Genomic DNA, 19,043 nt, shown 5'->3' with positions numbered 1-19,043 from the left:
GACCTGCACCTTATGCGTTTACGTGGCACAACCTATCAGTGTATTTTGCAGTTGCGAACGGAAAAATTGTGGCGCGCGCCGAACACGCCTGCGCGTGACCCAAGTTCACGGAGACTTTGATGCCTGACGATCACGCCCTCGACAGGACATGGCTCAGCGAAGAACTGCTCACACGGCCCGGCGGCCTGACCGCCACCGTGCGGGGCGGTCAGGTGCCCACGGGATCGGTGCGGGTCAGCGGAGCGAAGAACTCCGCCACGCGCCTGATTGCTGCGGCCCTGCTGACGGATGAGCCTGTCGTGCTCGGCAATGCGCCGACCGAACTCGTCGATCTGAACCACAAGCTGCGGTTCCTGCGCGGCATGGGGGCCGTTGCAGAACGCGATTCGGAGCGGGAGACGGTCACCATCGACGCCTCCGGCATGGAGACCTCGCCCTTCACCGAGGAGCAGGACTATCCGATTCGGACGACCTACCTGCTGGTGGCCGGTCAGCTTCGGAAGACCGGTTTTGCCCGCATCCCCTATCCGGGCGGCTGCAAGATCGGCAGCCGGGGCTACGACCTGCACGTGATGGTGTGGCGCGCGCTCGGCTGTGAGGTCGAGGAAAAGCCCGACGCGATCGAAGTGCGCGGCAACGGCTTCAAGGCCGGACGCATCGCCTTCCCGATCTCGACGGTCGGTGGAACGGAGAACGCGCTGATCTGCGCCTCCGTCGCCAACGGCACGACCGAGATCGTCAACGCCTACATCACGCCGGAGATCGAGGACCTGATCGAGCTGCTGACCCGTATGGGTGCGCGGATCGAGGTCTTCGGCAACAGCCTGGTGAAGGTCGAGGGCGTGCCGGAGCTGTCCGGCGCCCGCATGGACGTGATGCCCGACCGGATCGAGGCGATCACCTGGGTGGTCGTGGCCCTGATGCTGGGCGGCACGATCCAGATCGACAACGTGCCCTTCTCCGAGATGGAAGTGCCGCTCTTGCACATCGAGAAGATGGGTGTGGACCTCTTCCGCAACTCCAACTCGTTGTGGGTGCATCCGGGCTGCATCACGGGCCGCGCGGTGCAGCCCTTCGAACTCGCCTGCGGAACGCATCCGGGCATCATCTCGGACATGCAATCGTTCTACACGCTGATGGGCCTGATCGCGGACGGCACCAGCCGGATCTTCGACTACCGCTACCCTGAGCGCATCGCCTATGCTCGCGAGCTGACGAAGCTCACCGGCATCGACGCGATCGAGGCAGAGCCGGGGCGTATCGTGACCCATGGGCGCGCACCGATGAAGGCGGCGGAGCTGACCTCCACCGATCTTCGAGGCTCCATGTCCCTGCTGATCGGGGCGCTGGCGGCCGAGGGCACCTCGACCATCGGGGCGTTCCAGATGGCGCTGCGGGGCTATGACGGCCTGCCGCGCAAGCTCGCGAAACTGGGCGTGGAGATCGACATCCGCGAGACGGCGGACTGATGCGCGCCCCCTCGCCCGAGATCCTGGCGGAGCTGGAGCGGCACGCGCCGGGCCGGCTTCGCACCGGGGTCGACATGTCGACGCTGGGCCGATGGCAGATCGGCGGCATCGCCGATGCCGTCTTCACGCCCGAGACGCCCGAGGAAGTCTCCGCCGGGCTGGGCCTGCTGCATGAGAGCGGCACGCGCCACGTCGTGATCGGCGAGGGGTCCAACCTGCTCTTCGACGACAACGGCTATCGCGGCGTGCTCGTGGTGGTCGGTCCTGCGATGTCGGCGTTCCGCGCGGACCCGGAGACGGGTCTGGTGGAGGCCGAGGCCGGGCTCTGGGTTCCATACTTCGTGCTCAAGACGATCCGGGCAGGCCTGCAGGGCAACGTGCATGCTGCAGGAATTCCCGGCACGCTGGGCGGGCTCGTCGTGATGAACGGCGGCAGCCAGCGCAAGGGCATCGGCGACCAGCTCGTCGATGTGAAGGTGGTGGAGAAGGACGGGCGGATGAGCACGCTCACCCGCGACGACTGCGCCTTTTCCTACCGCCGCTCGGCCCTTCAGGACCGGGGCGCGACCGTCGTGTCCGCCCGCTTCCGCTACGAGAAGGGCGATACACAGGAGATGCGGCGCGAAGCGATCGCGATCCTGGCCGAACGGCGCGGGAAGTTCCCGCGCACCCAACCCAACTGCGGGTCGGTGTTCCTGTCGAACCCGGCCCTTTACGCCACGCTCGGCCCTCCGGGTCGGGCGATCGAGGAAACGGGGCTGAAGGGGACGGGCCGGGGGGGCGCCCGGATCTCTCCACGCCATGCCAACTTCATCGTCAATGAAGGCGGCGCCCGTTCCGAAGACGTGCTGCACCTGATCGCGCTGGCCCGGGCCCGCGTGGCGGAGCGCACGGGTATCGCCATGGACTGTGAGGTGCGCCACCTGCCGCCGGAAGGGACTCTCCGGCCTGCGCATCTCTCCGCCATTGATCTCAGTTCCCCCCGCGCCCGTTCCGCTTGAGGAGCGGGCATCGCGCCCGACAGAAGGCCACGCCATGACCGGATACAATCCCATTCAGGACCCCCGTCGGTCCCGCTCAGGCTATCAGGACGCCGTTCCAGGCCAGGATGAAGTCGTCGACACCGGGGGCTTCTTCGCCTCCATCATGCGCAACAAGATCCTAATCGGCGCCGTCGCGTTCTTCTCGGCCGTGATCGCCGCGGCGATCCTCGTGCGGCTGGAGCCGATCTACGTCGCGCGCGCCGAACTGCTGCTGGAAACCGGCGGCAACCGGGTCATCGCGATCGAGAACGTGGTGGACGACCCGACGCTGGGCACCGGCACCATCCTGTCGGAGATCGCGATCCTGCGCTCCCGCGGTGTGCTGGAGGAGGTCGCGCGGCGGCTGCAGCTCCACCGGTATGCGGAGTTCAATCCGGACCTGCAGGAAAAGAGCACGATGAGCGTCGTGACCGGGGCGGCCCGGCAGGCGGTGCGCGACATCCTCGGCGACGGGGACGAGGGCGGCTCGGCACGGGCCCGCACGGACAGCGCGCCGGTGATCCGGACCCATGAGGAGGTCGCGGCGAACATCCTGCGGTCCAAGACGCGGGCGGCTCAGCAGGGCCTGTCCCACGTGATCGACATCCGCGTGACCTCGTCGAACTCCCGCCGTGCGGCGCGGATCGCGAACACGATCGTGGAGGTCTATCTGGAGCGTCAGCTCGACGACAAGTTCGCGGCGAGCGAGACGGCCATCGCCTGGCTGTCGACCCGCGTGGAGGATCTGAGCCGGCAGCTAGAGGAAGCCGAGCAGTCGGTGGAGGATTACCGCGCCGACCAGCTCCTCGACGATCGGTCGAGCCCCGAGGTGATCGACCGGCAGCTCGCCGAGCTCGCGGTCCTTCTGGTGCGCGCCCGGGATCAGCTGGCCGAGGAGCGGGCGCAGGCCCAGCGCTTCGTCGAACTGGTGGACAGCGGGAACTACGCCTCGGCCCTCGATATCGGGGAATCGCAGGTCCTCGCGACGCTGGAGCAGCGCCGGGCGAACCTGCGCCGCCAGATCTCGACGGTCGTGTCGCAGAGCGGCGGCGGGTCCGTGGGTGGCCTGCAGAACCAGCTCTCTGCCATCGATGCGGAGATCGACGCGGAGACGGCGGAGGTCGCCACGGCGCTCAACGCCCGCGTGGACATCGCGCGGGAGCGGGTGGATCAGCTTCGCGCCGAGATTACCGGGATGGAGCGCCTCCAGTCCGAGAAGCGCCGCGCCCTGATCGGCCTGCGCGAGCTGGAGCGGGAGGCCGAGGCGCTGCGTCTCGTGTACGGACAGTTCCTGACCCGCCTGCGTGAGACGAGCGAGCGGGGTGGCTTCCAGCAGGCGAACGCCCGCCTCGTGACGCCGGCGCAGCCGCCGGTCGATCCGGCGGGGCCGCAGAAGGTGCCGCTCCTGATCCTCGCGATGCTCGCCGGTGGCCTCGTCGCTTCGGCCAGCGTGGTGCTGCGCGATCTGCAGCGGCCGCTGGTGCGCGGTACGGCGGACGTGCGCTCGGCCACCAACCGGTCGCTGCTCGCCACCATGCCGAAGCTGCGGGATGCCACGCCGCGTGCGCTGTTCAACCGGCTCGACGCCGGGGACACGGCCGCCACGGAAGCGGAGGTCGCGCGGCGTCTGCGCGCTCTGCTGATGCGGCCGGGCGCCAAGGGCTCCGTCCGTTCGATGCAGCGGGACCGGGGGGCGATGCCGCTCTCCATCCTCGTCACGAGCGCGGGCAACGGCCACGACACCGAGCAGCTCGCGCTGCTGCTGGCCCGTGCCGGCGCGGAAGCCGGGCGGAACGTGCTGCTCGCCGAAGCGGATCCGGAGAACGGGATGCTGGTCGAGACGCTGGCGCCGGAGCTGGCCCCGATCGGGCCCGGCTGCGTGTCGGAAATCTCCGACGGTCTGGCCGTCGGACGGCTGATGAGCGCGCCGGACGACAACCCGATCCGGGAGCTCGACGCGGCCCTCGACGACGGGCAGGAGCCGTTCGACATGGTGGTGATCCATGCGGCACCGGTGCTGACGCTGTCCGCCGCACTCGACATCGCGGCGCGCAGCGACCGGGTGGTGCTGACCGCCCGTCAGTCCTGGACCACGATGGCGGATCTGAAGCTGTCGTCCGAGGAGCTGGCCCGCGTCGACGCACCGCTCGCCGGTGTCGTGCTGACGGGTGTGCCCGAGCCGCGCCGCTGGTCGCTCCTGCGCCGTCGCAAGCGGCGTCTGGGTGTGGTGACGGCCATGCGCGCGCGTCGCGTCTAGAACGGAGCGCGCGCCATGTGGCCCGCCATCGCCGCAGGGGTCTCGGTCTTCACCTTCTTCGCCACGTTGCGAATGGTGAAGGACTTCGACCGGCCGACGCAGTTCCTGGTCATGGCCATCTGGCTGCGGCTTGTGCTGTCGGCGTTCCACGAATGGACCTTCACGCCGATGGCGGCGGGCCTGTCGATCAACGCGCTGGCGTCGGTCGCGGTGGCCGGGATCGGGCTGCTGCTGGCGGGGCCGCGGCTGCTCCGCCTCAACATGCTGGTGACGGCGTGGCTGATCGTGCTGATCGTGACCGTGTCGGCCGTGATCAACGGCGAATTCGGCGGGATGATCAACGACCTGATCAAGTGGGCCTACTTCTTCGCGCTCGCGATGCTGAGCTGGCGGGCCTTCCGCATCTACGGCAAGGACGACGTGCTGAAGGCGGTGGTCGTGGCCATGCTCACGCCGGTGATCCTGCAAATGCTGTCGGTGGCGCTCGGCGTGTCCAAGGCGACGGAGAATGACGGCTCGATCAGCTATATCGGCGGCTACTACCACGAGGCCGCGTTCTCGGTGATGCTGTTCGGCTTCCTGTGCACGGCGGCGCTGGTGCGCTGGCGCTGGCCGGTGGTGGGGCCCGCGATCGTGGCCTTCGGCATCGTCTGCGTGATGCTGACGAACTACCGCACCACGATCCTCGGCACGCTGCCGGTGATGTTCGCCCTGTCCGCCGCAGTGGCCCTCGGCGGCTTCGCCCGGCAGCTCAGGCCCATCGTGGTCCTCACGATCCTGATCGCGGTGCCTGCGCTGCTGTTCGGCGCGCGGGAGATGCTGCCCGACCGCTTCATCGACGTGCTGGTGGTGGCCCAGACCGGGGCGGACCTGGTAAAGGATCCGCTGCGGTTCACGGAGGCGGAGCAGGATCTCTTCTCCGGCCGGGTCTACCTCTGGTCGCTCTACATCAACCAGTGGCTCGGCGGACAGACGCATGTGCACATCATCGGCTTCGGGCCGGAGGTGTGGGACCGGCGGTTACCGCTCTACGCGCACAACACCTTCGTGTCCTACATCCACGAGTTCGGGATCGTGGGGGTGACGGCGCTCTGCATCTTCTTCCTGACCAACATCATCCGCGGGATGCTGATCGCCGACCGGCATCTGGCGCTGCGGTCGGTGTCGATCCAGGTGGGTTTCGTGATCCTCAACCTCTCGACGATGCCGCTCTGGCAGATCGAGGGGAACATCCTCTACGCCCTGGTGATCGGAGCGACATGGAGCTCTCCACCTCTCACAATGAAAAAACGCACGTCACGGCAGTCTTTCCCGGCGAGTGTAGCGCACGGGTGATTGCGATTCGCGAATTATTGTGCAACGCAAAACAACTGTAAGTTGTATCCACGAAAGGGATATCCCATGCGAATTACAATGATCGGAACAGGCTATGTCGGGCTGGTTTCCGGCGTCTGCTTCGCGGATTTCGGCCATGACGTCATCTGCGTCGACAAGTCCGCGAGCAAGATCGAAGCGCTGGAGCGGGGGGAAATCCCGATCTACGAGCCGGGTCTCGACGCGCTTCTGGCCCGCAACGTGGCCGCCAACCGCCTGGGCTTCACCATGAACACCGCCGAAGCGGTGAAGGGTGCCGATGCCGTCTTCATCGCCGTGGGTACGCCAACCCGGCGCGGTGACGGGCACGCCGATCTCTCCTACGTCTACGCCGCGGCGGAGGAACTGGCAGAGCTCATCGACGAGGATACCGTGGTGGTCGTGAAGTCCACCGTGCCCGTGGGGACCAACGCCGCCGTCCGTGACCGGATCGCAGCCAAGCTCAAGGAGATCGGCCGCGACATCCGCTTCCACGTCGCGTCGAACCCGGAGTTCCTGCGCGAAGGTGCCGCCATCGAGGATTTCATGCGCCCCGACCGCGTCGTCGTGGGTGTCGAGACCGACCACGCGCGCGACGTGATGGCCGAGGTCTACCGCCCGCTCAAGCTGCGTGACAGCCCGGTGATGTTCACCACGCTCGCGTCGGCCGAGATGATCAAGTACGCCGCCAACGCGTTCCTGGCCACGAAGATCACCTTCATCAACGAGGTCGCGGACCTCTGCGAGAAGGTGAACGCGGATGTGCAGGAAGTGGCGCGGGGCGTCGGCCTCGACGGTCGGATCGGGCCGAAGTTCCTGCATGCAGGCCCCGGCTACGGCGGCTCCTGCTTCCCGAAGGACACGCTGGCGCTCGCCCGCATCGGTCAGGACTACGCGAGCCCGATGCGGATCGTGGAGACGGTGATCGACGTGAACGACCGCCGCAAGCGCTCGATGGTCGACAAGGTGCTCGACCTCTGCGACGGCAATGTCAGCGGCAAGACGATCACCGTGCTCGGCGTGACCTTCAAGCCGAACACCGACGACATGCGCGAGAGCCCGTCGCTGACCATCGTGCCGGCCCTCGTGGGTGCAGGCGCCAAGGTCCGCGTGGTGGACCCTGAGGGCCGCAAGGAAGGCGAGGCGCTGCTGCCGGGCGTCGAGTGGGTCGAGGACGCCTACGAGGCCGCTGAGGGCGCCACCGCGCTCGTCCTGCTGACCGAGTGGAACGAGTTCCGCGCGCTCGACCTGGAGCGGATGGCGACCGCGATGGAGACGCCGCGCATGGCCGACCTGCGCAACGTCTACTCGCCGGACGCACTGCAGGCCGCGGGCTTCTCCGCCGTGCTGGTGGGCCGCGACCCGGTCTCCGCCCCGGCCGCCCGGCTGATCAAGAGCGCCTGACGCTTCTCAAGACACTGACGAAGGGGGCGTGCTGCGGCGCGCCCCTTTTGTTTGGGCTGTTGGTTCGATGTGAGGAGGGCCGCCCCCGACCTGGAGGGCGCTTGCGAGACGGGATTTAGAAGTCCGCGTCCTCAAGCATCCATCTCACTTATTCGACTAAAGACACCGCCAACGCGCCCTCCGGGAGAGAGTGAACGCCGTCTCGCAAACGCTCCGGTGGAGCGTTTGAGGCGTGAACGGGCGGGGCACGGGGCGGGCGCGACCCGGCCTGTCGGCCGGGCGGGGCGTCCATTCGAGGCGGTACCGCCCCGGACGTGATCCGGGGCCTTTTGCTGCTCAGAGCCCCACTACAGAAGATCCCGCCCATCCGGCACAGGACCTTCCGAACGTAAAAAGGGCGCATCGATGATCTCGATGCGCCCCTTCCGACAGTACGCGGGGGTCCTTGGAGGGGATCGTGTCAGCTGCCTGTGCGGCGGATGACGGCGCGTACCGTCCGTGCAAGGATCACGAAGTCGAGCCACAGCGACCAGTTGCGCGTGTACCAGCCGTCCAGCCGGACGCGCTCGGAGTGGCTCGTCTTCGCCCGGCCCGACACCTGCCAGAGCCCGGTGATGCCCGGGTTGCAGCAGGTGTAGTCGCCGAATTCCGGAGCCTCGTAGTACTGCGCGTCGCCGTCATAGCCGGGGATCTCCGGTGCGATGATCGGACGGGGACCGACGAGGCTCATGTCGCCCTTCACCACGTTGATGAGCTGCGGCAGCTCGTCGAGCGAGGTGGCCCGCAGGAAGTGGCCGAAGGGCGTGATGCGCGGATCGTTCTCCAGCTTCTGGTGCGTCTCCCACTCGCGGCGCGCCTCGGGATCGGTTCGCAGCAGCTCCTCCAGCCGGTCCTGCGCGTCGGGGCGCATGGAGCGGAACTTGAGGCACATGAAGCGCCGACCGTTCCGGCCGACCCGCGGCTGGGCGAAGAACACCGGACCCTTCTCCATCGACAGAATCGCTGCGAAGACGATGAAGATCGGCGCGAGCGCGATCAGGCCGAGGCCCGCCGCCGTCATGTCGAACAGCCGCTTGATGAGCGAGCTGCCGGGCACGTCGTTGCGCTCGACCGACCAGACAAGGCTGTCCGCGCCCGTGGCGACGATGCCGCGGGTCCGGCCGCCGACGAGGCCCTTCATCGGAAGGACGACCGCGTAGGGCTGGCGCAGGCGGCGCAGGCTCTCGATGACGCGCTCCGCCATTCGGATTTCATCGGCCTTGGGCGCGATCACGACCCGCAGGTCGCAGGGCGCGAGGCCAGCGGAATCCGCGGTGGTGTCGATCACGTAGGAGAGGGCCGCGTCGGATGCGGCCGCCATCTGCGAAAGATCGATCCGGCGGGCGACGTGGCGCTCGCTCTGCTCATCGACTTCGGCGCCGAGCAGCAGAACCGGGCGGCTGCCCGCGATCTGGCCGAGCAGCGGCGGCGTGGGCGTCAGAAGGCGGCGACCGGCGATGCCGACCGCGGCGATCAGCCAGGCGGGCAGCGTCCAGGTCAGGCCGACCGTCATGCTGTCGGCGGGCCACACGGCGGCGAGTGCCGTGACCGCGAGGGCCGACATCGCGATGCAGCGCAGAGCGCGGGCGTCGAGCTCGGCCCGGTCGTAGAGACCCGAGGCAAGCTGCAGCCAGATCTGCAGGGCAGCAAGGCCCGCAACCGTTTCCCACGGGATCACGAGGAGCGATCCGTCGATGCCGGCGACCGCGGCGCAAACGAAAAGCGCCGCCCCCACAATCAGGAAGTCGGCGACCGAGGAAACGATGGTGCGCCCGAAGGGCGTAAATTGCGAAGACCTGCGTTGCGACGTATCAGAAGTCTGAGCAATCGAGGATGCTGTCTTCTGCGTGTAGCTGGCGTGATCGTGCTGCACGACGAGACCTTTCTGGCGCGAGGCATACACAAAGGTACACCCGAGGGCTCCGCGCTCAACCTTAAGTTGCGGTTTCTTGTCAAAATTTGGAGCAAGCTGGCGTACTTACTGCACCGCATCATGGCACAGATTTCTGATTCGGCAACCTAAGGTTGTATGTCAGGAGGATGGTGCGTTCTGGGCGCAACGATGGCGGCTTGAAAACCGATGGCTTTCGTGGCTCAACCTGTAGTTGCTTAGCACATGCGGTATGATTCCGCATCCCGGAAAGTGTCGGAGATACGGGAAAAATGAGCGCCCATCCTACCGTCACCGCGGTCATAACGACCTATGACAGAACGGAATTTCTGGGTGACGCCGTGCGGAGCGTGCTCATGCAGTCGATTCGCACGACCGAGGTCATCGTCGTCGACGATGCCTCGCCCACCGATCCGGCGCCGGTGCTCACCGAGTTCGAGGACCGTGTCCGTCTGATCCGACTCGATGCCAACAGTGGCGCAAATGCGGCACGGAATGCCGGCGTTCGCGCGGCCTCCGGCGAGTGGGTCGCGTTCCTTGACGACGACGACATCTGGCGGCCGGACAAGACCGAGGAACAGTTCGCCGCGATGTCCGACGGGGACGAGGCGGCCCTTTGTGGCTTGGAGCAGATCGACGGGAAATCGCCCCAGATCTGCCCCGTGGCCCGCGTGACCGAGGCGCATCTGCGCGGCGGCAACCCGTTCTGCGGCATGTCGGGCCTTATCGCGCGGCGCGACGTGCTGCTGCAGGAGCCGCTCGACGAGACGCTGCCGAACGGCCAGGATTGGGACATCTACATCCGCCTCGCCCGCCGCCGCCCGCTCGCCTATGCCGCAGCACCGCTCTTTGCCCGGCGGTATGGGAGCCACTCTGGCATCACGCTCAGCGCACAATCAGAGAGTGTGGAAGCGCTCGAGAAGCGGACCCGGGTGATCGAGAAGCACCGCGACTGGCTGGGCGAGACGCATTACCGCCGCCGGCTGGCGAGCTACCTGCTGAAATACATCGGCAAGCGGAAGAACCCGGTGCGCTTCGTGCTCCACGCGATGCGCCGGGCGGGTGCCTCGGCGACCGTGCGGCATCTTGCGCGGAAGGCCCTGCGGCGGCCGGAGTTCACCTGGCCGCAGGGCCACAACCCCCTCTGAACACGGAAGAACCCCGGCACCGCGAGGGCGCCGGGGCTCGTGTCAGCCGCGTGGAACAGCGGGTATCAGGCGGCGGCGGGAACCGCCTTCGGCCGCGCGACCCAGCCCCGGATCAGGGCGTAGAAGATCGGCGTGTAGATCAGGCCGAAGAAGGTCACGCCCGACATCCCGAAGAAGACGGCGATGCCGATCGCCTGCCGCAGCTCGGCGCCCGCGCCTTCGGCGATGGCCAGAGGGACGGTGCCGAGGATGAAGGCGAAGGACGTCATCAGGATCGGGCGCAGCCGCAGCCGGGCAGCCTCGACCGCGGCGTCCACCGCGCTCCGCCCCTCGGCTTCGAGCTGGCGGGCGAATTCCACGATCAGGATCGCGTTCTTCGACGCCAGACCGACAAGGACGATCAGGGCGACCTGCGTGAGCAGGTTGTTGTCCATCCCCATCCAGACCACACCGCCCAGTGCGGACAGGATCACCGTGGGCACGATCAGGATGACCGCGAGCGGCAGGGTCCAGCTTTCGTACTGGGAGGCCAGCACCAGGAAGACGAAGACGATGGCGAGCAGGAACAGAACCGTCCCGTCCTCCGTCAGCCGCTCCTGGTAGCTGAGATCCGTCCACTCGATGCCGTAGCCCTGCGGCAGGACCTCGGCGGCGATCTCCTCGACGAGGTCGAGTGCTTCGCCCGAGCTGATGCTGGCGCCCTGGCCGAAGATCTCGGCCGTGGGGAAGAGGTTGTAGCGCGGAACACGCTCCGCCCCCGTCCGGGTCTCCACCGTGGCGACGGCGCCCAGCGGCACCATCTGGCCCTCGGCCGTCCGGGTCCGCAGGCTGGCGAGTTGCTCGGCATCCAGCCGGAACTCGGGTGCTGCCTGTGCGCGGACCTGGTAGGTCCGGCCCAGGAGGTTGATGTCGTTGACGTAACGGGAGCCCAGATAGACCTCCAGCATCTCCGACAGTTCATCGACCGGCAGGCCGATCTGCTCCGCCCTTGCGTGATCGACGTCGAGATAGACCTGCGGCGCGTCCACGGTGAAGGGGGAGAAGGCGAAGGCCACCCGCGGGTCGGCGTTGAGCGCGGCCAGCAGGTCACCGGTCACCGCCGAGAGGTCTTCGGAGCCGCGGGCATCGTAGTCCTGCACGCGCAGGGCGAAGCCGCCACCCGTCCCGATCCCGCGGATCGTCGGAGGTGCGATGACGTTGATCTGCGCACCGGCGATCTCGGCCATTGCGGCCTCGAGCTCCGGCTGGATCACGTCGAGCGACCGGCCCGTCTCACCCCGCTCCTCGAACGATGAGAGCTGGGCGAAGACCACGCCGGAGGCGCTGGAGGTCGTGTTGGTCAGCGGCGCGAGGCCGGTGAACTCATGCACGAACTCCACGCCCTCGACCTCCAGCGCGGCCTCGGCCACGTCGCGGACGGCCGCGTCGGTGCGGGACAGGGCGGAGCCGGCGGGCATCTGAACCGTGACGATCAGGTAGCCCTGGTCGGAGGCCGGGACGAAGCCGCGGGGCGTCGTCATCAGCAAACCGACCGCACCGGCCACCAATACGCCGTAGATCGGCAGCATCACCCAGCGCGCCGCGATCAGGCGACGAATGAGTGCGGCATACCGGTCGGCGAGCCGGTCGAAGCCGCGGTTGAACCGCCGGGCCGCGGCCGAGCCCAGACGGGCCGGCAGGCTCTGCTTGCGCTCCGTTTTCTCATGGCGCAGCAGCAGGGCGGCGAGCGCCGGGCTGAGCGTCAGCGAGTTGAAGGCGGAGATCAGCGTGGCGACCGCGATGGCGACCGCGAACTGGCGGAAGAACTCGCCCGAGATGCCATCGAGCAGCATCGTCGGCACGAAGACCGCACTCAGCACCAGCGCGATGGAGATCAGCGCGCCGGAGATCTCGGCCATGGTCCGCTTCGTCGCCTCGACGGGCGAGAGGCCCTTGGCGAGATAGCGTTCCACGTTCTCCACCACCACGATGGCGTCATCGACCACGATCCCGACCGCGAGCACCAGGCCGAACAGCGTGAGCGTGTTGATCGAGTAGCCGAGTGCGGACATCACGATGAACGTCCCGATCAGGCTGACCGGGATCGCGGCCACCGGGATCAGCGTCGCGCGGCCCGATTGCAGGAAGACGATCACGACGAGAACCACCAGCAGGATGGCCTCGATGATCGTGTGCTCCAGCGCCAGGATCGACTCGATGGTGAAGAAGTCCGTCGGGTTGTAGGTCGAGCGGTATTCGACGCCCGAGGGGAAGTCGGCGGAGAGCTCCTCCATGACCTCCTTGACGGCCTCGGAGGTCTCGATCGCGTTCTCGCCGGGTTGCTGGAAGATCAGCAGGGCGGCGATCGACTGCCCGTTCATGCGGGCGTTGGTGGTGTAGGTCTGGGCGCCGAGCTCCACGCGGGAGACGTCGGAGAGCCGCACGACGCGGCCATCATCGCCGCGCTTGACCACGATGTCCTCGAATTCGGAGACCTCGTCGAGGCGACCGCGCAGGGTCACCGCGGGCTGGTAGCTCCGGTCCGTGGCGACCGGGGGCTGGGCGAGTTGGCCGCCCGCGACGGCGGCGTTCTGGGCCCGGATCGCGTCGACGACCTCACCGGGGGTGAGGGACAGGTTGGCGATCCGCTCCGGGTCGAGCCAGACGCGCATCGCGTAGTCGCGCGCGCCGATCGAGTTGATCGAGCCGACACCGGGCAGCCGGCGCAGCACCGGTTCGACCCGCTGGGTGGCGTAGTTCGACAGGAAGAGCTGGTCGCGGCTGCCGTCGGGCGACACGAGCTGGACGACCAGCAGCATGTCGGGCGAGTCCTTCTGGACCGCGACCCCGGTGCGCCGCACCTCCTCCGGCAACCGCGGCTCGGCGAGCGCGACTCGGTTCTGCACGAGCACGAGCGCCTCGTCGATATCGGTGCCGAGGGCGAAGGTGACCGTCAGGCGCATCTCGCCGTCATTGGTGGCGTTCGACTGCATGTAGAGCATGCCGTCCACGCCGTTCACCTCCTGCTCGATGGGGGTGGCGACCGTCTCCGCGATGGTAGCGGCGTCGGCCCCGGGGTACTGCGCGACGACCACGACGGTGGGCGGCACGACCTCGGGGAACTGGCTGATGGGAAGGCGCATCATGGCCACAAGGCCCATGATGAGCACGATGACCGACATCGAGATCGCGAAGATCGGCCTTTCGATGAAGAACTGTCCGAGTTTCATGGTCTTACCTCCCTTACTCGGCGCTGGCGACGTTGAGGCCAGCGTCTTCTACGGTTTCGGCGGCGACGGTGGCGCCGGGACGCGCGCGGTGGCGGCCCTCGACGATGACCTGCTCACCGGGCTCCAGGCCGTGACGCACGACGCGCAGGCCTTCGTGGAGCGGTCCGGTCTCGATTACACGGCTCTCCACGGTGCCTTCGGCATCGACGACGAGAACCGTGCGGCTGGTCTGCTCGATGGCGATGGCCTGATCGGGGATCAGCACCGTGGGCGCGTCGGGGCGGGCCAGCAGGTCGACCCGGGCGAACATGCCGGGCGTCAGCAGGAAGTCGGTATTGGGGACGAGGGCGCGGGCGCGGATGGTGCCGGTGCCCTCATCGATCTGGTTGGCGACGAAGTCCATCTGACCGGTGATCGTCGCGTCGCTGCCGTCGGGCAGCGTCACCCGCACCGGGTTCGGCGTGGTGCGCGAGGAGCCGCGGACGCCTTCGAGCGCCAGGCGGTTGTAGCGCAGCAGCGCGTTCTGATCGACGTCGAAGACGACGTGGATCGGGTCGAGGGCGACGATGCTGGTCAGCGTCTCCGCCCCCACGCCGATGCCGCGGACGAGGCTGCCGGGGTCGAGCCGGGTCTCGTCGATGCGGCCCGAGATGGGCGAGCGGACGATGGTGTAGTCGAGGTCGAGCGCGGCCTGCTCGGCCCGCGCCTCTGCCGCCGCGAGGCTTGCAGCGGCACTCGCCATCTCGGCCTCGGCCACGTCACCCTGCGACTGGCTGGAGTGACCGTTGGCCACGAGCTGGCTGACCCGGTCTAGCTCGACCTGGGCGAGGCCGACGCGGGCGCGGGCCTCGGCCACCTCGGCCTCGGCGAGGCGCAGGGCGGCCTCAAACGGGCGCTGGTCGATGGTGAAGAGCGGCTGGCCCTGCTCGACGATCTGGCCTTCCTCGAAATGGACGGCGACGAGGTGACCGCTCACGCGAGCGCTTACCTCGACGGCTTCCGTTGCCGAGAAGCGGGCCGGGTAGCGGTCCCATTCGGTGACCGGTTGCTCGACGGCCGCGGCCACGACGACGCGGGGCAGCGGGGCTTCCTCGGGTGCCGGGGCCGCGGTCGCGGCACCGAGCTGGCTTTGATAGACGTGGTAGCCGCCGGCGAGGGATGTTCCCAACAGCAGTGCGGCAAGAAGAGGTTTCTTCGACATGTGCCATCTCCATGGGCTGTGTGTATTCGTTGGGTGGTGAAGTGCTTCGGACGCGCGGGTTTCTGTAGGCGGCTGACGAGACTGACCATCTTTCGTTCTGCGAATGGCCGGGGGCTCAGCTCTTCCGCCCGCCGATGATCCCGCTGGCGAGGAACAGCCCCGCGGTGGCGACGGCGATGCCGACGACCTGTGCCGCGGTCGGCCATTCGCCGAGGAAGGGGATGCCCAGCACGACGGCGAGGACCGGCACCAGCGAGGGGAAGATCCCGGCCCGTCCGGCGCCGAGCAGGGCCACGGCCTTGCTGAAGGCGAGGATCGCCACCACGGCCGCCACGACGCCCTGCATCAGCGCGTGGAACGCCAGCGCGCCCGGATCGGCGAAGAGGCGGCCGTAGTCCGCTGTCAGCAGATAGGCGGGCGCGATCGCGATCATCGAGACGACGGCGACGGCGGCCGTGGCGGCGATCGGGTCGAGCTGCCAGCGGCGCAGCAGCACCGTGTAGCCGGCCCAGAGCAGCCCGGACCCGACGAAGAGCAGGTCATATGGCGTGAAGTCACCCTCCGCACCGAACAGCGCCTCGCCCCCGGCGACAAGGACCAGCCCCGCGACGACCGCCGCCGTGCCGATCAGGCGCCACGGGCCCGGGCGCTCGCCCAGCACGAGGGCGGCAAGGCCAAGGGCGCCCAGCGTGACGACCGAGGGGCTGATGACCGGCCCGTGCGCGTAGGGCGTCACGCCAAGCCCGTAGGTGTAGAGCCCACTGAAGAGCGGCCCGGCGCCCAGTGCCAGCAAGATCCCGCGCCGCCAGCCGATCCCCGCGAGGGTCGCAAGACCGCGGCGAAGCACGAAGGGCAGCATGACGAGGCCCGCCACGATGAACCGCAGCGCCGTGAGGTCCGTCGCCGAGAAGCCCGACATCACCCCGGCGCGCGAGGCGATCGTGTAGCCCGACCAGGCGATGGCCGCGATCAGGCCGAAACCGATCCCCGCAACCAGTCGTGTATCGACGGTCGGCGCGGCGACCGGGCGGGTAAGGGTGACATGGGCCATGACGGTTCTCCGCAAAAAGGGGAAAGCCGGTGCCGGGGATCGGCACCGGCACGCGCTCAGGAAATGCTCCAGCCGCTGTCGACCGCGAGGTTCGCGCCGTTCACGAAGGACGCCTTCTCGGAGGCGAGGAAGAGCACCGCCTCCGCCTGCTCCTCGGGCTGGGAGATCCGGCCCATCGGGTGGAAGTTGGTGAAGAACTGGCGGCCTTCGGAGTTCTGCTCCAGCGGACCGGCGGCCCGCTCGAACATCTCGGTCTCCACCCCGCCGGGGCTGACCGCGTTGATGCGGATGCCGTCCTTCGCATACTCGATGGAGGCCGCGCGGGTCAGGCCCAGCACCGCATGCTTGGAGGCGGTGTAGAGCGCCATGCCCGGCATCCCGATCTGGCTGAAGATCGAAGCGGTGTTGACGATGGACCCGCCGCCATGGGCGAGCATCGCGCGGATCTCGTGCTTCATCGCCCAGAAGACGCCGCCGATGTTGACGCCGATATTCTCGTCGTAATCGGCTTGGGTCTGGTCGGCGGTCCGATCGCCCATCTTCCCCTCGACGCCCGCATTGTTGAAGGCGATGTCGAGGCGGCCGTACTTCGCCACCACGATGTCGACGATCCCGGCGATGGTGCCCTCGTCGGAGACGTCGCCCTGCAGGAACTCCGCCTTGCCGCCGGCCGCTTGGATCGCGGCGACGACGGCAGCGCCCTTCTCGGCCCGGCGGCCGTTGACGATGACGGTGGCGCCTTCGCGGGCGAAGGCATGGGCGGCGGCCTCACCGATGCCGGAGGTGGCGCCGGTGATCAGGACGATCTTGTCGTTGAAGGTGGTCATGTCGTGCATCCTCTGCTGTCCGGGGTGGTCCGGTTGCCTGGGAAGATGCCGATGAGTGCTTTCATTCGGTAGTCAGATATAATCTCTGATAGATATCCATTTTGCGGATTACGGAGGGGCTAGTCGCGGCTCGGTTCAAGTCAGGTTGCGATACATCCTTGCCGCTCGACGGCGACCGGGGCCGGAACAGCTTTCGCAATGAGCCGCACTGGCCTATCGTGGTCATCCGCCTTCCGGATGACGGACCCCTTTCATGGCCAAGACACTCGACCGGTTCGACCTGATGCGCCTCTATGTGCGCATCGCTGAGACGGGCTCTCTGAGCGCCGCGGGCCGCTCTCTCGGGCTGTCGCAGCCCTCGGCCAGCCGGCAGTTGCGGGAGTTGGAGACGGAGCTCGGCACGCAGCTCATCATGCGCACGACGCATGAGCTCTCCTTCACCGACGCGGGACAGGAGTTCCTGAGCGACGCGCGCCAGCTCCTCGGCGAGTGGGAGGCGGTGGCCGAGCGGTTCCGCCTGCAGAAGGACGACGTGCGGGGCAAGATCCGCGTGGCGGCGCCCAGCGGCCTGGGTCAGACGATCATGGCGGACATCGCGGGCTCCTTCGTCGAGCGGTTTCCGGGGGTTTCGATCGAGTGGCAGCTCAACGACGCGCCGCGCGACCTGATCGGCGAGGGGATCGACCTGTGGATCCGCGTGGGACCGATCACGGATGAAAGCCTGATCGTGCGCGGGCTCTGGCAGATCGAGCGGGCGGTCATTGCCGCGCCGTCGAGCGGGATCACGGCGGCGCATCCGGGCGAGCTCGCCGATGCGCCGGCGGTGGTGCTCGGCCCGTATGTCGGGACGGAGATCGAGCTGACGGGGCCTGACGGGAAAGCGGTGACGCTGGTGCCGAAGGTCACGATCTGCACCAATAACATCTTCGCCGCGGAGCGTCTGACGCTGGGCGGGCGCGGCTACTCGATCCTGCCCCTCTGGCTGATGCAGCCCGCGATCGATGCGAATCAGGCGCGGATCGTGTGCCAAGGCTGGCTCCCACCGCCTCTGAAGCTGTCGGTGGCGTATCCGCAGACACGCTACCGCCCCGCGCGGCTGAGCCTCTTCATCGAGCATCTGAAGCAGGAGCTGCCCGCGACCGGCGCGGGGATCGTCATGATCAAGGGGTGAGCAGCGCCTTGCCGTCGTGGGTGTCGAGCCACGCATGCGCCGCGGCCGCCTGGTCGAGGGGGAATGTCTCGGTTGGGGGCTGTAGCAGGATGCCCTCCGCCAGCGCTTTGAACACGGCATCCGCCGCTTGCTGACGCAGTTCGGGGGTGTCGAGATAGTCGCCGAGGCTCGCCCACTGCATGCGGAGCGACCCGGCCAGATCTGTGTCGAAGAAACCGGACAGTGCGGCGACGGACAGGTCTGGTGAGGGGCCTGCCGCAAGGCCGTAACTAATGTAGTGGCCCTTGGCCGCCAGCGTGCCGAGTGCGGGGCGGCAGAACGGGCCGCCGAGGCTGTCGAAGGCGACGTGCACGCCGTTCCGGGTGCCGAGCTCACCAGCCACCAGATCCGTCAGGTCGTCCGCATGCTCCACCAGCAGAGCGTGCGCGATTCCGTCCTCGCGCATCCGGGCAACGCCGGCGGCGCGGCGGCTCGTACCGATCACGGTGGCGCTCTTCGCCGTGAGCCAGCGCGCGAGGTGGCGGCCGACGCCGGTCGCCGCGGCGAGGACAAGGACGCGGTCGGACGGGCCGCACTCTGTGACGAGGTGGGAAAGATACCAGGCCGTCATCCCCTGCATCAGCACCGACGCCGCACGCTCGGCCGGAAGGTCGTCGGGGATCCGGACGAGGTCATCCGCCGCGATCACGGTGTGGGAGGCATAGGCGCCCGGCATCGGGCCTGCATAGCCCACGGTCGCGCCCTCCCATCCCGGGTCGACGCCATCGCCCAGCGCGATCACGTGGCCGATCGCCTCGATCCCCGGGACGAAGGGCAGGGTCATCGGGTAGGGCGTGCCTGCGCGGTGGTTCAGGTCCACGAAGTTGATGCCGATGGCGGCTTGCTCGATGAGGACATGTCCGAGCCTGGGGCGCGGCATGGGTCGATCCACGGGCGTCAGGACCTCGGGGCCGCCGAAGGCCTCAACCACGACGGCGCGCATATGGCTGGGCACGCTCATG

13 protein-coding genes are annotated in these 19,043 nt (G+C 68.0%); 7 read left to right on the top strand and 6 right to left on the bottom strand.

The window, feature by feature from the left end; all coding sequences use genetic code 11:
* Nucleotides 1-119: 119 nt before the first annotated feature.
* The 5 genes from I0K15_RS10195 to I0K15_RS10175 all read left to right on the top strand — a co-directional run bounded on the left by I0K15_RS10195 (nucleotide 120) and on the right by I0K15_RS10175 (nucleotide 7,505).
* Complete coding sequence (locus I0K15_RS10195) at nucleotides 120-1,469, top strand: UDP-N-acetylglucosamine 1-carboxyvinyltransferase (RefSeq protein WP_230374382.1); 1,350 nt, start codon at nucleotides 120-122, stop codon at nucleotides 1,467-1,469.
* Nucleotides 1,469-2,470, top strand: coding sequence for a UDP-N-acetylmuramate dehydrogenase (murB, locus tag I0K15_RS10190; RefSeq protein WP_196105315.1), 1,002 nt, complete (start codon nucleotides 1,469-1,471; stop codon nucleotides 2,468-2,470). The genes I0K15_RS10195 and murB overlap by 1 nt, the downstream gene beginning before the upstream one ends.
* A gap of 34 nt (nucleotides 2,471-2,504) precedes the next feature.
* Entirely contained in the window at nucleotides 2,505-4,748 is a 2,244-nt protein-coding gene (locus tag I0K15_RS10185) for a GumC family protein (RefSeq protein WP_196105314.1), read from the top strand.
* A gap of 15 nt (nucleotides 4,749-4,763) precedes the next feature.
* A complete protein-coding gene (locus tag I0K15_RS10180; protein WP_196105313.1) occupies nucleotides 4,764-6,083 on the top strand; it encodes an O-antigen ligase family protein in 1,320 nt (439 codons plus the stop codon).
* A gap of 66 nt (nucleotides 6,084-6,149) precedes the next feature.
* Entirely contained in the window at nucleotides 6,150-7,505 is a 1,356-nt protein-coding gene (locus tag I0K15_RS10175) for a UDP-glucose dehydrogenase family protein (RefSeq protein WP_196105312.1), read from the top strand.
* 460 nt (nucleotides 7,506-7,965) lie between these two features.
* Here I0K15_RS10175 and I0K15_RS10170 read toward each other — a convergent pair whose 3' ends face one another.
* Nucleotides 7,966-9,417: a sugar transferase gene (locus tag I0K15_RS10170; RefSeq protein ID WP_230374381.1), complete on the bottom strand. Its 1,452-nt coding sequence runs from the start codon at nucleotides 9,415-9,417 to the stop codon at nucleotides 7,966-7,968.
* A 290-nt stretch (nucleotides 9,418-9,707) separates the two neighbouring features.
* On the opposite strand from I0K15_RS10170, the gene I0K15_RS10165 reads away from it, so the two are divergent.
* The gene (locus I0K15_RS10165) at nucleotides 9,708-10,583 is read left to right on the top strand and encodes a glycosyltransferase family 2 protein (RefSeq protein ID WP_196105311.1); all 876 of its coding nucleotides are present in this window, start codon (nucleotides 9,708-9,710) and stop codon (nucleotides 10,581-10,583) included.
* 65 nt (nucleotides 10,584-10,648) lie between these two features.
* On the opposite strand, the gene I0K15_RS10160 is transcribed toward I0K15_RS10165, so the two are convergent.
* The 4 genes from I0K15_RS10160 to I0K15_RS10145 all read right to left on the bottom strand — a co-directional run bounded on the left by I0K15_RS10160 (nucleotide 10,649) and on the right by I0K15_RS10145 (nucleotide 16,871).
* On the bottom strand, nucleotides 10,649-13,792 hold the full coding sequence (locus I0K15_RS10160; protein WP_196105310.1) for an efflux RND transporter permease subunit: 3,144 nt from the start codon (nucleotides 13,790-13,792) through the stop codon (nucleotides 10,649-10,651).
* Nucleotides 13,793-13,805: 13 nt separating this feature from the next.
* On the bottom strand, nucleotides 13,806-14,993 hold the full coding sequence (locus I0K15_RS10155; RefSeq protein WP_196105309.1) for an efflux RND transporter periplasmic adaptor subunit: 1,188 nt from the start codon (nucleotides 14,991-14,993) through the stop codon (nucleotides 13,806-13,808).
* 115 nt (nucleotides 14,994-15,108) lie between these two features.
* A complete protein-coding gene (locus I0K15_RS10150; protein ID WP_196105308.1) occupies nucleotides 15,109-16,044 on the bottom strand; it encodes a DMT family transporter in 936 nt (311 codons plus the stop codon).
* A gap of 56 nt (nucleotides 16,045-16,100) precedes the next feature.
* Complete coding sequence (locus tag I0K15_RS10145) at nucleotides 16,101-16,871, bottom strand: glucose 1-dehydrogenase (protein WP_196105307.1); 771 nt, start codon at nucleotides 16,869-16,871, stop codon at nucleotides 16,101-16,103.
* A 253-nt stretch (nucleotides 16,872-17,124) separates the two neighbouring features.
* Between I0K15_RS10145 and I0K15_RS10140 the strand changes: the two genes are divergently transcribed.
* Entirely contained in the window at nucleotides 17,125-18,042 is a 918-nt protein-coding gene (locus tag I0K15_RS10140) for a LysR family transcriptional regulator (RefSeq protein ID WP_196105306.1), read from the top strand.
* Here I0K15_RS10140 and I0K15_RS10135 read toward each other — a convergent pair.
* Nucleotides 18,032-19,042 (bottom strand): alcohol dehydrogenase catalytic domain-containing protein, encoded by a 1,011-nt coding sequence (locus tag I0K15_RS10135; RefSeq protein ID WP_196105305.1) that lies wholly within the window; start codon nucleotides 19,040-19,042, stop codon nucleotides 18,032-18,034. The two genes, I0K15_RS10140 and I0K15_RS10135, sit on opposite strands and share 11 nt — an antisense overlap.
* Nucleotide 19,043 lies beyond the last annotated feature (1 nt).

Origin of the sequence: Pontivivens ytuae (assembly GCF_015679265.1) — a bacterium.
GTDB classification, from domain to species: domain Bacteria; phylum Pseudomonadota; class Alphaproteobacteria; order Rhodobacterales; family Rhodobacteraceae; genus Pontivivens; species Pontivivens ytuae.
The sequence above is the reverse complement of the archived record's forward strand: the minus strand, read 5'-3'. Positions and strand labels throughout refer to the sequence as shown.

Excerpts from the sequence above, each read along its gene's own strand:
- I0K15_RS10195 (WP_230374382.1), top strand. The coding sequence starts at position 120 with ATGCCTGACGATCACGCCCTCGACAGGACATGGCTCAGCGAAGAACTG.
- murB (WP_196105315.1), top strand. The coding sequence starts at position 1,469 with ATGCGCGCCCCCTCGCCCGAGATCCTGGCGGAGCTGGAGCGGCACGCG.
- I0K15_RS10185 (WP_196105314.1), top strand. The coding sequence starts at position 2,505 with ATGACCGGATACAATCCCATTCAGGACCCCCGTCGGTCCCGCTCAGGC.
- I0K15_RS10180 (WP_196105313.1), top strand. The coding sequence starts at position 4,764 with ATGTGGCCCGCCATCGCCGCAGGGGTCTCGGTCTTCACCTTCTTCGCC.
- I0K15_RS10175 (WP_196105312.1), top strand. The coding sequence starts at position 6,150 with ATGCGAATTACAATGATCGGAACAGGCTATGTCGGGCTGGTTTCCGGC.
- I0K15_RS10165 (WP_196105311.1), top strand. The coding sequence starts at position 9,708 with ATGAGCGCCCATCCTACCGTCACCGCGGTCATAACGACCTATGACAGA.
- I0K15_RS10160 (WP_196105310.1), bottom strand. The coding sequence starts at position 13,792 with ATGAAACTCGGACAGTTCTTCATCGAAAGGCCGATCTTCGCGATCTCG.
- I0K15_RS10155 (WP_196105309.1), bottom strand. The coding sequence starts at position 14,993 with ATGTCGAAGAAACCTCTTCTTGCCGCACTGCTGTTGGGAACATCCCTC.
- I0K15_RS10150 (WP_196105308.1), bottom strand. The coding sequence starts at position 16,044 with ATGGCCCATGTCACCCTTACCCGCCCGGTCGCCGCGCCGACCGTCGAT.
- I0K15_RS10145 (WP_196105307.1), bottom strand. The coding sequence starts at position 16,871 with ATGACCACCTTCAACGACAAGATCGTCCTGATCACCGGCGCCACCTCC.
- I0K15_RS10140 (WP_196105306.1), top strand. The coding sequence starts at position 17,125 with ATGGCCAAGACACTCGACCGGTTCGACCTGATGCGCCTCTATGTGCGC.
- I0K15_RS10135 (WP_196105305.1), bottom strand. The coding sequence starts at position 19,042 with ATGAGCGTGCCCAGCCATATGCGCGCCGTCGTGGTTGAGGCCTTCGGC.